Origin of the sequence: Enterococcus sp. E5-37 (assembly GCF_035726925.1) — a bacterium.
In the GTDB taxonomy this organism is placed as follows: Bacteria; Bacillota; Bacilli; order Lactobacillales; family Enterococcaceae; genus Enterococcus_B; species Enterococcus_B faecium.
Window position 1 is genome coordinate 13555 of the sequence record NZ_JAPMLG010000003.1, and the last position, 13227, is coordinate 26781.

Annotated in this window: 14 protein-coding genes and 1 other annotated feature; of the genes, 6 read left to right on the plus strand and 8 right to left on the minus strand. The window is 39.1% G+C overall.

Annotated elements, in window-relative coordinates; genetic code table 11:
- Positions 1 to 161: 161 nt before the first annotated feature.
- Both OS138_RS02930 and OS138_RS02935 read left to right on the plus strand, forming a co-directional pair.
- Complete coding sequence (locus tag OS138_RS02930) at positions 162 to 512, plus strand: PepSY domain-containing protein (protein WP_002289862.1); 351 nt, start codon at positions 162 to 164, stop codon at positions 510 to 512.
- A 222-nt stretch (positions 513 to 734) separates the two neighbouring features.
- A complete protein-coding gene (locus tag OS138_RS02935; protein ID WP_002289860.1) occupies positions 735 to 1682 on the plus strand; it encodes a glycosyltransferase family 2 protein in 948 nt (315 codons plus the stop codon).
- A 56-nt stretch (positions 1683 to 1738) separates the two neighbouring features.
- Here OS138_RS02935 and pepV read toward each other — a convergent pair whose 3' ends face one another.
- The gene (gene pepV / locus OS138_RS02940; RefSeq protein WP_325069684.1) at positions 1739 to 3157 is read right to left on the minus strand and encodes a dipeptidase PepV; all 1419 of its coding nucleotides are present in this window, start codon (positions 3155 to 3157) and stop codon (positions 1739 to 1741) included.
- A 148-nt stretch (positions 3158 to 3305) separates the two neighbouring features.
- Here pepV and OS138_RS02945 point away from each other — a divergent pair, with 148 nt between their 5' ends.
- From OS138_RS02945 to OS138_RS02960, 4 genes are all read left to right on the plus strand, one after another.
- The gene (locus tag OS138_RS02945) at positions 3306 to 4151 is read left to right on the plus strand and encodes an NAD(P)H-hydrate dehydratase (RefSeq protein WP_325069685.1); all 846 of its coding nucleotides are present in this window, start codon (positions 3306 to 3308) and stop codon (positions 4149 to 4151) included.
- Positions 4152 to 4154: 3 nt separating this feature from the next.
- Positions 4155 to 4595, plus strand: coding sequence for an acyl-CoA thioesterase (locus OS138_RS02950; protein WP_325069686.1), 441 nt, complete (start codon positions 4155 to 4157; stop codon positions 4593 to 4595).
- Between the two features lie 49 nt (positions 4596 to 4644).
- Complete coding sequence (locus OS138_RS02955) at positions 4645 to 4839, plus strand: hypothetical protein (RefSeq protein ID WP_002315615.1); 195 nt, start codon at positions 4645 to 4647, stop codon at positions 4837 to 4839.
- Positions 4840 to 4974: 135 nt separating this feature from the next.
- Positions 4975 to 5661: a GntR family transcriptional regulator gene (locus tag OS138_RS02960; protein ID WP_002289316.1), complete on the plus strand. Its 687-nt coding sequence runs from the start codon at positions 4975 to 4977 to the stop codon at positions 5659 to 5661.
- A 407-nt stretch (positions 5662 to 6068) separates the two neighbouring features.
- On the opposite strand, the gene OS138_RS02965 is transcribed toward OS138_RS02960, so the two are convergent.
- The 7 genes from OS138_RS02965 to infC all read right to left on the minus strand — a co-directional run bounded on the left by OS138_RS02965 (position 6069) and on the right by infC (position 12973).
- The gene (locus tag OS138_RS02965) at positions 6069 to 6758 is read right to left on the minus strand and encodes a hypothetical protein (RefSeq protein WP_325069688.1); all 690 of its coding nucleotides are present in this window, start codon (positions 6756 to 6758) and stop codon (positions 6069 to 6071) included.
- Positions 6733 to 8862: a hydantoinase/oxoprolinase family protein gene (locus OS138_RS02970; protein WP_325069689.1), complete on the minus strand. Its 2130-nt coding sequence runs from the start codon at positions 8860 to 8862 to the stop codon at positions 6733 to 6735. The genes OS138_RS02965 and OS138_RS02970 overlap by 26 nt, the downstream gene beginning before the upstream one ends.
- 47 nt (positions 8863 to 8909) lie before the next feature.
- Positions 8910 to 10247 (minus strand): citrate transporter, encoded by a 1338-nt coding sequence (locus OS138_RS02975; RefSeq protein WP_086324385.1) that lies wholly within the window; start codon positions 10245 to 10247, stop codon positions 8910 to 8912.
- Between the two features lie 748 nt (positions 10248 to 10995).
- A complete protein-coding gene (locus OS138_RS02980) occupies positions 10996 to 11409 on the minus strand; it encodes a VOC family protein (RefSeq protein WP_325069690.1) in 414 nt (137 codons plus the stop codon).
- Between the two features lie 355 nt (positions 11410 to 11764).
- Positions 11765 to 12124, minus strand: coding sequence for a 50S ribosomal protein L20 (gene rplT / locus OS138_RS02985; protein ID WP_002293355.1), 360 nt, complete (start codon positions 12122 to 12124; stop codon positions 11765 to 11767).
- Positions 12125 to 12176: 52 nt separating this feature from the next.
- A complete protein-coding gene (gene rpmI / locus OS138_RS02990) occupies positions 12177 to 12377 on the minus strand; it encodes a 50S ribosomal protein L35 (RefSeq protein ID WP_002289309.1) in 201 nt (66 codons plus the stop codon).
- Positions 12378 to 12448: 71 nt separating this feature from the next.
- Entirely contained in the window at positions 12449 to 12973 is a 525-nt protein-coding gene (gene infC, locus OS138_RS02995) for a translation initiation factor IF-3 (protein WP_002293357.1), read from the minus strand.
- Between the two features lie 43 nt (positions 12974 to 13016).
- Positions 13017 to 13142: a sequence feature (ribosomal protein L20 leader region), on the minus strand.
- Positions 13143 to 13227 lie beyond the last annotated feature (85 nt).

Genomic DNA, 13227 nt, shown 5'->3' on the forward strand with positions numbered 1-13227 from the left:
ACTTATATTGATCTGCGGATAAAATATGATTTTTTCTGCAGACCGATCGTATTTATTATAGCTTATTTTTTCTGGTAGCGGTTATTTATTTCAAAGAAAATATGAGAGTGTGGTAAAATAAGCACAAGGAGTAACAAGTGAGAAGAAGGAGGTATGTCCACATGTATGAAGAAAGCGAACTAAGCTATTTTAAAGGCGGGTTAGCAGTTGGAATCGGTCTAGGATTATTGAGCGGGGTAGCTTCAACGATTTGGTATCATCGCAAAAAAGTATTGTCAGCAGACCAAGTACTTGAAAATATCAAGTCATCTTTTCTAAAAGAAGGTGCAATCGAAGGTTCTTGGATCTCTTTTGAAAAGGAACCTATTAGGAAATTCGCCGTTCGGTCGAGTGCTTATCGGGGAGGTCTTTCTCGGATAGAAGATGGCGAAACTGTTTATTATGAATTTTTAGCAGATGCTCATACAGGAACCGTATTAGAAATTTCAAGAAAAAAAGGTGCAACAGATTAATACGTCAAAAAAGTGAGAGAACGAATACGCACCCACTATTCAAAAGAGAGGTATCATGCCCTTCTTTTGTAGTGGGTGGTTTTTTAGATAGAGCTTTCCAAACATATATACCAGTATTTTCTTTTTAAATAAATGATATTTAGCGGGAAAAACTAGCATTTCCTTTGATTATGAGGTATTTTTAATTTAGCTTTTGTTTTCTATAGTTAAGGAGAGTGAAAAATGGAACAACAAGAAAAAATTGCTGTTCTGATTCCTTGTTACAATGAGGAAGCAACAATTTCAACAGTCATTGCAGACTTTAAACGAGAATTACCAGAAGCAGATATTTATGTCTATGATAATAATTCGACCGATCGAACATACGAATTGGCCGTTCAAGGTGGAGCAATCGTAAAAAAAGAACCTCGTCAAGGAAAAGGAAATGTGATCCGCCAAATGTTCTTTGATATCGATGCCGACTATTATTTAATGGTAGATGGCGATGATACTTATCCTGCAGAAGCTGTACATGGTTTGCTCGAGAAATTACGTTCTGGTGAAGCAGATATGGTCATTGGTGATCGCCTATCAAATGGAACCTACTTTGATGAGAATAAGAGACCTTTCCACGATTTTGGAAATAACCTTGTTAGAAATACAATTACTAGAATGTATAAAACAAAAATTCTTGATGTCATGACCGGCTATCGAGGATTCAATCGTATCTTTGTCAAAAGTTTTCCTATTATGAGTTCTGGTTTTCAAATCGAAACGGAATTGACGATCCATGCTTTAGATAAAAAATTCAAGTTCGTTGAGATCCCAATCGATTATCGTGATCGTCCTGAAGGCAGCGAATCAAAATTGAATACATTCTCTGATGGATTCAAAGTGATCATGATGATTATTAAAATGTTTAAAGATTATAAGCCTTTGCTTTTCTTTGGGATTTGGACCATCTTCTTCTTTTTATTTGGATTGGTCACGGGGATTCCTGTGATTCGCGAATATATGCTGACAAGCTTTATTACACGCATCCCTTCTGCGATTTTAAGTACTGGATTGATGACTTTAGCACTTCTTTCATTAGTAACAGGGTTGATTTTGGATACAGTCGTCACGAACGCTAAGAAAGAATATGAATTGAATCTATATCATGTTTATCATGAATACCACAGTAGAAAGTAAAAAAAGGATCAAGACTGCAAAAATAATTTGCAATTCTTGATCCTCTTTTTAATTAATTATTTCGCCAAACGATAGATGGCATCTGCATAGATTGCTGTTGCTCTGAACAAGTCATCAAGACTCATAAATTCGTTTGCTTGGTGCATTGTATCAGTATATCCTGGGAACATCGCTCCATAAGCAACGCCACGTTTCAACAAACGTCCGTAAGTTCCGCCACCGATGATTTGTTCGTAGCCTTTTTCTCCAGTGTGGTCTTCATAGACTTGCAATAATGTAGCCACCAATGGATCATCCATTGGGACGTAATGTGGTTCCATTACGCGAGCACCACGAGTAACTGTTGCGCCTTCTTGCCCCACTGTTTGTTCGATGTCACTTTGCAATCCGTCTACTGTTACACCTTTTGGAAAACGGAAATTCATATTGATGAAGTTCGCTTCCTCTATACCATTTTCTTCAAAAGCAAATAGTCCAGCATTCATTGTCAATTTGCCCATTTTTTCATCTTCATAAGCGACTCCTAGTTTTTCTCCATAAAAATCTTCATGGACATAAGCAGCTGCTACATGGATAAATTGTTTAGCAGATCCTAGGAATTCATAGTTATCTAAGAACAATGCCAAGAAAGAACCTGCATTGATACCAGATTGTGGGCTTGCACCATGTGCGCCTTTACCAACTAATTCGATTTTTACATACGTATTGTCCGCTTCAATCGTTCCGCTTACTGGATTTGCTTCGATGAATTGGTAAAATGCTTCTTCCATCGCGATAGCTGCATCTACACTTGGTACTTGAAGTGCTGCAGTTGCTGTTCCTGGCACCATATTTTCGCGAAGTCCGGAAACAAAAGATTTCAAGACATAATCTCCTGCATTGTCGCCTTTGAATCGTAAAGCTAAAGAAACATTTCCTTTTTCACCATTGATGATCGGAAATTCAGCATCTGGTGAGAAACCAAAATCTGGTTCTTCTTCATGTTCGAAATAATAAGCCATATCGCCCCAGCCGCTTTCTTCATCGCTGCCGACTACGAAGCGAACTTTTTTTGATAGTTTCAAGTCAAGTTCTTTAATGATCTTCATCGCATAATAAGCTGCCATACTTGGGCCTTTGTCATCGCTTGATCCGCGTGCAAAGATCTTTCCATCCTTGATTACTGGTTCATAAGGATCTGTGTCCCAGCCATCTCCTGCAGGAACGACATCCATGTGTCCAAATATCCCTAGCGTTTCGTCTCCTTCGCCAAGATCAATATGCCCTGCATAGTTATCGACATTTTTTACTTTAAATCCATCACGTTCGCCATAAGCTAACATATGTTTCAATGCGTCGCGAGGTCCAGGTCCAAATGGTGCATCTGGTGTTACTTTTGAGTCATCGCGCTCGCTGTTGACACGTAAAAGATTTTTCAAGTCTTCAAGCAAGTCTTCTTTACGTGCTTCTACTTCTTTTTGCCAATCAATTGTCATAAAGTTAATCCTCCACTTATTTAAGTCTTCGTGTTCATGATACCACAAATTACAGAAAAAAATAGTTCAAAAAATCTGACAATTCCTTTTCTTATCTGTTTTTCTCTAAAAAAAATATACGCTATAATGAGTAAAAGGAGGTTTTTCGATGCTGATAAACGAACAACTAGTGAAAAGAGTCATCACACCTCGTCCAAAAATTTCACATAAAGGAACATTTGGACGTATCGTTTTGATTGGTGGCAATGAACAATATGGCGGAGCAATCATTATGAGTGCTTTAGCTGCCGTACACAGTGGAACGGGTCTCACGACTGTAGTAACTGATGAAAAAAATCGGAGTGCTCTTCACAGCCATCTGCCAGAAGCAATGATTGTAGATTGGACGGATACTGACCAGTTTCTTTCCGTAATAAAGCAAGCAGATGTACTCTTGATTGGTCCCGGATTGGGTACTTCTTCTAAGAGTTTGGAACGTTTCAAACAAGTACTAGAAAACCAATCAAAAGAACAATGGCTGGTGATTGATGGCTCTGCTTTAAGTTTACTTGCTGCTAATCAACTTTTGCTACCCTATCCCGAACAAACTGTACTTACACCTCATCAAATGGAGTGGCAACGGTTGAGTTCTCTACCGATACAAGAACAACGGGATAAAGAAAACAAAAAGAAGCAACAGGAAATCGGTGCTGTGCTCGTTTTGAAAAGTCATGAGACAAAAATTTATGGTCACCAGCACTTCTACACCAATCCTTTAGGTTCTGCTGCTATGGCAACAGGCGGCATGGGTGACACTTTAGCTGGGATGATCACAGGATTTTTAGCCCAGTTTCCTCAAAATGACCAAACGATTGCAGCAGCTGTTTATCTTCATAGTTTCATTGGAGACCAGCTGGCAAAAGAACAATATATTGTTTTGCCGACACAAATCAGCGAAGCACTTCCGAAATGGATGAATTATTTTTGTAAAAAATCAATGGAAAACGAGGCATGAGTCATGGAGAAATTTACAGGTTATGTGCGAGAACCTTTTTATTATGAAACAGATCAAATGGGGATTATTCATCACAGCAATTATATCCGCTGGTTTGAAGAGGCTCGGGCAGCCTTATTGGTACATCTAGGGTTTCCCTATAAAAAAATCGAAGAATCTGGGATCATCATCCCCGTTCTGGAAGTAAATTGCAGCTATAAAGAAATGATCCATTACGGAGAAAAAGTGAGCATCCATCCAACTATCCAAAAGTATACGGGAACACGGTTGGATTTTAGCTACGAAATTGTGGGAACTGAAGACAAAAAATTAAAAACTACTGGCAGTAGTAAACACTGTTTTTTACTTTCTGATTCGCAACGATTAGTGAAGCTGAGCAAAGTCAATCCGGAGTTAGATCAGTTATTCCAAGCGTACGCTTCTTTGGATGATGTAAATTCTTAATAAAGACCGTCTAAGCATTTTTCTTGTATTGTGTCGAGTAGTTCGTATAATGAAAAGAAAAAAGCAGGTGATCCCCATGTATGTCGTTAAAGTAATGCACGGTTACATCGATAAAACTGGCTGTCGCACTCGGGAAAAAAACTTAGACAATCTGCTCATTTTCAAAGACAAAAAAGAATCCGAAGCTTTTGCTAAAAGAATCGGCGGTCGTGTCAAACCGATCCAAGAGGTACGACCAGATTGATTCAATATTTTTCTTTTCGAGGCTCTAATAGGCATGCCTATCAGGGCTTTTTTTGCAGACTGTGTTTTTATGCCCACACGATTTGTAAGCGATTTATGTTATAATAGATTATATCTGCATAGAAAGGAAGGTTAAATGGTTATCAATAATTTGCAACAGCAAGCTTATGAATCTATACGTAAACAAATCATTTATTCCGAGTTAGCACCTGGAAGTAAAATCTCCGATAAAGTGTTAGAAGAACAACTAGCTATCGGGCGTACACCGATTCGAGAAGCACTGATCCAACTGCGCAATCAAGAGCTTGTAAAAACCATTCCACAGTCCGGCACTTATGTTTCAAAAATCGATATCCGATCTGCTTCATTAGCCCGTTATACGCGGGAAAAGTTGGAAAAACCGATCCTGCAAGAATGCAGCGCGAAAATGACCAAGCAAGATCAAGCTAAACTAGAAAAAATACTAGAACAAACCGATCAGGCAGTGATCGCTCAAAATAAAAAAGCTTTTTTTGATTTGGATACTGATTTTCACCGAACTTGTTATGAAATTGCTGGAAAACGAGAAATTTGGGATTGGCTAGAAAGTTATAGTACGCACTTGAACCGTTTCAGATGGTTACGTTTGACGATTTCAGAATTAGACTGGGGTCGAGTATTAGATGAACATCAGACAATGCTTCAATCAATGATTGATCATAACTTTGATGAAGTCGGATTTCTTTGCACGATGCATTTACATATGATTATCGAGGAGCAAGAATACGTGATTCATAATTACCCCGATTATTTTGAAGATATTCAGGACAGACCCATCAAATAAGAGATTGTGGAATCAGCGTTTTGACCTGAGTATTAGAGAAAGAAACGGCAAAATAGTTCCACATATTTTGTCGTTTTTTTTGAGCTAATACCGAGGGTCAGCTGATTGCACACCGTTTATTGAGAGGTTGTGAAAAAGCTGCCCTGCATCAAGTAATAAGAACAGCCAAGTAAAAATAGCTTCTTATGTTTTTAACTTGGCTGGACTTATTACCGCAGATGCAAGCTTTTGAACACCGTTTTCCAAGAGGTCGTGAGCCTGCCGTTCATCTCCGAGTCACAAGGAACAATTTCAAAAAACAGCTTCTCATGTTTGTTGAATATTTTGACTTGTGACCGAGGAGTTGACAGGAGAACACCGTTTATTCGGAAAAAAAGGACTATGACACGACTTTTGTCACAGTCTCTTTATTTGTAATCTAAATCATACTCCGTACATCTTTTTTCTATTTCTTTTATTTCTTCTAAGATCCCTTGGCTACGAATTTCATTATATGACCAAAGTAAGACTGCCTCTAATACATAAGGCGAAAAATCGCTTTGATTCATCTCTTTTGAAAAACTCATCGCTGCTATCTCGCTCAATGCACGAATGTTTGATTGATGTGTATAAAAAGGCAACCGCCACAGCACAATTTTTTCGCTTTGCGTATAAATTCCCTTAACAGAAGCTTCGATGTGGTGAAATAGTTCATGTCCAATAATCAAAGCTTGCGCTGTTTCTTTAGAGATCGAAGCTAGTCCTGAACATTTTAATTTTTCTAACGGCTCCGTCATCAATCGGATCCCTTCATCTTCTGCATAAGTTGCAAAAGTGATTCGTTCGTTTATTTGCTCTGATTCACAGGAAACGATTGGAACAGCCATTTGTTCACAAATTTCTCCTACATCGGCAAAAGGGTACTTTTTTTTGATGCTACATGCCGTTTCGATACCACAATCGATTGATTTTTGTATAAGAATTTTCTGCTTAGACAAAGGAATCTTTTTCCAAAATAAATCTCGCCGAAACTGGTAGAATCCCCAAATTTCTTCGGGGATCTGTTGTAATTCGTTTAGTAACTCTTCTAACTTATGTTTGTTTGATATTTCCGGCAACGACGATCACTTCTTCCTCTGGTTCCATAGTAGATACTTCCAGATCCATCAAAAGCTGTAGTTGTTCCAGATCCGTCGCTGTAAAATCAGAGACTCTTGCTCCTAAACAGAGATAAAATTCTGGTCGGGCGATCAATTCAGTTTGATAAACTGCCATATCTTCCCAAAGTTGTTCGACAGCTGTCATATAATTGGCTGCAGTTGTTTTCATACATGAAGCATGTCCACGTTGGACCTTGATAAATCCTTTTTGATCGATGATCCGAAGACTTCCAGCATTTTTTGAACGATTCTGTTCGCCGCATACATAAAAGAAAGGTGTATTTTCCAATAAGCAAACTTCATTTTTATTTAATCGCATATCCTCTGCAGCAAGCTCTAGTGCTTCTTCTGTTGTGATCTCCTTGGTTAGATCAGTTGCTCTCACTTCCGTAGAACCAGTAGCGATAGCCGTTACTTTTGAAGCCTGTGGATCGATTTCTACGTGGACTTCGATCGATTCTGGTGTAGCGCCTGATTCAATCGCTTTATTCATCGCTTCATTTTTCAACGATCGTATATCTTCTTTACTTGGCGAAGGGATGATACGTTCTACAACATCTCGGACCATTGCAAGTGCTACACCAATAGAAGAAATCACTTCGGCGTTTTCAGGAATCGAATATTTCACACCCATTTTATTACTAAAGTAAGTAATCAATGAGGCGGCGCCACCCCCTACACCTACAAGAGAAATCTGATCTTTCTCCAAGTGATACTTGTCTGCCAATTCTAAAATCACCGGTTCAATCTTAGCATAGGATTTTTCCATGATCTGTTCTGCAATGTCTTCAACCGTCGTATGACAATAATCAGCTAATGCTTGGATGGCTTTACGTGCAGACGGAACATTTCCATAAGAAAAATGTTCTTCTTGGACTAAGCCTAAGACATTGGCTGCACATGTATTTGTAATAGTCACTTCTTCTCCGTCTTCCATCACTACTTTGACGTAATCAGCAGGATCTCCTTCTTTAGGAGAGAAAAATTCAACCTTAGGGCCTTTGATTTTTTCTGTCTCCGTAAATACCGCATAATCTAGACCGGCAATATGTGCAGAACGTGGACCGACATCGATGATTCCTGACTGATTAGCCCGTACCATCGAACCGCCTGCCACACCTAGAACCCGAACATCTAATGAAGAGATATATGTTGGATGGCCACCTACAATTGAATAATCAATTGCTGGACGTCCATTTTTTATGACTCCGATATTGGTTGTTGTTCCGCCTACTTCAAAATAAACACCATTAGATGCTCTTAAATACATCAAGGAGCCCATGACTGATGCAGCAGGACCGGAAAGCATGGTTAAGACAGGACGTTTTTTCATTTCATTGATTTCCATTACTCCGCCGTCTCCGCGCATAATCATCAAAGAAACATTGACCCCTGCTTCTCGTACGGAATCTTCTGTCGAGGTTGCCGTATCTAGCATTTTTGGTAAAATAGATGCGTTGATCGCTGCTGTCCGAGTTCTTCTTGTTAATCCATATAATTTCGTAATGTCAGAAGCCATCGTTGTAGGGATCGCTTTCACAGATGCTGCTTCATAAACAACTCGTTCTGGTTCCCCATTATCTACTCCAAATGCCATAGAAGAAACCAAGACTTCCGCTCTTTCTCTTTCTAAAGAAGAAATCGTTTCTGAAACACGGTCTACATTTAAGTGTTTGACAGGTAAGAATGCATTGACAATCTCTATTTTTTTCTTATTCCCTAAATCGATATCGTTCAATCTAGTTTGTCGTTTTGCTAAAAAACCTTCTAATCCACCTTTTGCCATCCCGATTACGCCGACTTTTGCTACGTCTCCTTCAATCAGTGCATTAGTCGCTTGTGTGGTAGAATGTGCAACAAACACAACATCTTCTGGACTGATATTATTTTCCCGCAAACAATTTTGAAAAGACTGAACGACACCTGCGGCTACTCCACGGACATCATCGTGGGTTGTTTTCACTGAAGATTTTCCGATGATTTCGTGCGTCGCATTATCGATTGCGACTGCTTTCGTATGTGTACCGCCAACATCAATTCCCATTCGCACAAAACGTTTCATTTTCTTTTCCTCCATTCATCTAATCGTTTTTATCGACGTTTTGTTTACTAGGCGTTCCCGTACAATAAGAACGTGATCAGGCATAAGATCGCACCGATAATCCAACCAGTTGGGATGGATTTCTTCATATATTCTCGAGAAGTTACTTTTGTATAACCTAATCCCCAAGCAACCCAAGATTGTGTAATATCTAAATGCTGAGGAGCAATCGTTGTGATTGCAAATAACGGGAACAAAAAGGCTGGCGACATCGTTGGATTAACAGCTAACACGACAGCTAAAATAGCTGAGCCTGAACCGACTAGATTCATTGGACCGCGGAAAAATCCTAGTGGTGTCAATATAGCAAATACGATTGCCAAGACTAATGGTGATTGCGGTATCCAATCTCCAAAAATAGCTGAAAAATAAGGAGAAGCATATGCAGCTGAATTATTGAACATCGCTAAGGTCATCAAGAAACCAACCATTGGTGCAACATCGACTGCGCCATCTGTAAATAATTTCGCAAACTGACGACAGATTTCTTTATAACCTCCGCGCAATTTTCCAGTAAACAGCAATGCCCAGATACCTGCTAGAATAAAACCTAAGATGATTGGAAGATCTAAAAGAACGACCCCTAAAACTGGTAATAATACGGCTAACCATGAGATCATTGGTGCGTCGCCACCTTCAGCTGGTACGTTTGCTGCCATTGCATAGCGTTTTTTTTTGTTCATTGATATATTAGCAACCGTTAGTACCACAACTAGACTTACAATCATCCCAATCATCCCAATTTGGAAATAGTCATTATAAGTATAGCTTTCAGCCGCTGGATTGAAACCAGCATAAATCGTTTGATATTGTTTGAAATTAACGATATTAGCAAAGATTCCAGCCATAATCGAGCCCATAAACGAGAACAGTGCAACCGGTACTGAGATACCTAATGACATCAAGATCGGCAATACAATAACTGCAATAGAAATCACTGGTCCGATTCCTGTCATCGACATGAAGATAACAGCGGTTACAATACATAGTAAGCTCATCGTGATTCTTGGTTTGTCCCCTCCAAGTTCAACTACCTTACGAATCAGGGTAGCTGCGATTCCGCTATCTACTAGAACACGCCCGAAAAAGGCACCAAAGAAGACATTTACCAAGATCGATTTGGCGTACTCAGCTGGTCCCGTCGTATAGATATGCGTCAACACATCAATTACTCCTTGCCCTTCCATCGCCGGGTTTTGTGAAAACGTGTTTCCGACTAACGCTAATCCCATCCATACAGTAGCCATGATGGCAAAGCCGACCATCAAGTTGTAGCCTTTTACACAGTACCAGACCATGAAAAAGAATGAGATAACTAACAAAATACCAATAATAATATCACTCATGTTATTCCTCCGTCCATTTTGTTTTTCTGATAAACAAACTAATATATCAGTCAACTCATTCTAACTTATGTAGTTAGCGCTTTCATTAAAGGATGACCATAAATGTTCAGTTTTCAATTAAAAAACCTTAATTATGCTATTTTAGACTTATACGTTATTGTCCTGTTTCATTTGATGGAAGATTGTAAACAAAAAAGAGGTAAGAACATAACTTTTCGTTATCTTCTTTCCTTTGTATGCTGGAATAAAGAGCATACTCATGTGCATTGAGGGTTACTCTTTTTCTTTATGAGTTAAAACCATAGCTATGTACTGCTCACCGCATTTCTGTGGACAGCGCATTTTTGCCCTCAGCTACATTCTAATATCGGCAAGCGCTACTTTAGGACTAACCATTTTGGGCATTTCCTAAATTCAAGCAGATTCTGTAACCCACATTCACCCACAAACTGCGGCTTTGTTGCTTCGTTCATGAAACTTTCTTCGATACACGATACACAACCTTCATCAAGAGAATACGAACAACCTGTAAGACGCGTACTAAGCGCCTATAGTTCATCAATACATCTTTAGTCTCTCGAGTAACTTGGAGCACTCCTTCTGTAAATTATAAGTGTGAACGTTTTTTCTCTCTGTTTTACCATGACCATTTACACCTTAAGTACCGAAACGGTAGTTTTGACTATATAACTTATACAGACAAAAAAGAGAATTAAAAACTTACCTGTCCTTAGCAACACAGTTCTGACTATACTCCACCGTCCTCCAAGCTCATCAAATTCCCTTCTGGATCACGAAAGTAAGCTATATGAAAAGCTTCTGCACCTTCACCTAATACTTTTTTCCCAACTTCAAACACTACTCCAGCATTGACCATTCTATTGTAATCATCATCAAAGGTTGTGGTATGAAAAGTTGCTGAGAGGGTGTCAGACGAGATCCGATTATCCGAAATAGGATAACTCTCCATTTGTTCAACTACAGCTCCTATTTGAAACATCGCAAAAAAGGGAGATTCCTCTTTCTTTGATGCAAAACTTGTATAAGGACCTGATCCATCACCATAGATCGGTACCAGCCCTATTTTTTCCGTATAAAAATCATAACAAGCTTGATAGTCCCCTTTCACTTGTATACACGCTGTAATTCGGTAAACACTCATTTGCTTCCACTCCTTGTTAGCTCTTTTAATTTTCCACAAAAAAGCTTATTTATTCAATACTAACATAGTTAGATTAACCAAGCATCAGATTTTTAACTAGCTGAAATAATCATAACCACGCTTCAAAAGGGTGGTTTGTTTCAGAACTATAAAAAGCCACAATACCGGACAGCGCCTAAAGACTCTGACTTTCACATTTTATGTTCAATCCATACGACCTTGACACTTTTGCCATCCGCATAGCAGGTAATTTTGTGTTTTACTCGCTTTGCGAGCTCAATTAGGTCTTAAAACAATAATAAAAACCCCGCTCAATAAAGGCGGGGTATACGTTGATACGACAACGTTTATTTAATTATTTAGCCAAAGCGTCTTTTGCTTGGTCAGCCAATGCAGTAAATGCTGCTGCATCGTTAACAGCCAAGTCAGCTAACATTTTACGGTTGATGTCGATTTCAGCAACTTTCAAACCGTGCATTAATTTTGAGTAGCTCAAGCCATTCATACGAGCTGCTGCGTTGATACGAGCAATCCACAATTTACGGAAGTCGCGTTTCTTTTGACGACGATCGCGATATGCGTAGTTGTATGAATTCATTACTTGTTCTTTTGCTGTTTTAAATAAAGTGTGTTTTGAACCGTAGTAACCTTTTGCTAATTTTAGCACTCTTTTACGACGTTTACGAGTTACTGTTCCACCTTTAACACGTGCCATGTATAATTCCTCCTAATAAAAATAAATCTTCAGATTCTGTTATTTGTACTTCTTATTTCATTTTTGCTAGTTGTTGGCGAATACGTTTGAAGTCGCCACTAGAAACCATGCTTGCTTTACGCAATTGACGGCGTTGTTTTTTTGTTTTGCCGTGGAAACGGTGACTTGTAAACGCGCGGAAGCGTTTCAATCCGCCTTTACCAGTACGTTTGAAACGTTTTGCTGATCCGCGGTGTGTTTTTTGTTTTGGCATGACTATATTTCCTCCTCAAAATCTTTCGTTATCCGACTATCGGCTGTCCAACAGCCAGTTAGTCATTCAAATTACTTACTGTCGTTTTTCGGTGCCAGCGTCAAGAACATGCTGCGTCCGTCCATTTTCGCTTTTTGTTCCACTGTTGCAATATCCGCAGTTTCTTCAGCTAAGCGATTCAAGACTTTTTGACCAATTTCTTTATGGGTAATGGCACGGCCTTTGAAACGGATAGAAGCTTTCACTTTATCGCCCTTTTCCAAGAACTTACGTGCATTACGAAGTTTTGTATTGAAGTCATTCAAGTCGATCGTAGGACTTAAGCGAACTTCTTTTACATTGATCACTTTTTGTTTTTTACGCGCTTCGCGGTCTTTCTTTTGTTGTTCGAAACGGTATTTACCGTAGTCCATGATTCGCGCAACTGGTGGTTTCGCACCAGGGGCAACTAACACAAGATCCAAGTTTGCTTGTTCTGCAATATTCAATGCTTCTGCTTTTGTCTTAACTCCTAATTGCTCACCATCTGAACCGATCAATCGTAACTCTCGTGCACGAATGCCGTCGTTAACCATCATATCCTTTGCTATGGTCATTCACCTCCAAATATTATGAGAGAAAGAAAAGCTTACCGAATAAACGGCAATAAAAAAACGAGTTCTCTTACAGAACCCGCGCGTACTTCACCTAATAGAACCAGTGAAAACTATCTAGCCCAGTGACATTATCAACTAAGGCGAGAAGCGGGTGCTTCTGCTTTTATTTCTCAACCATCATAGTATAGCAAAAACTAATCTTTTTGTCAATGTTTTTCATACAGTTTGTCTTCCTTTTCTGAAAATGATTAGAT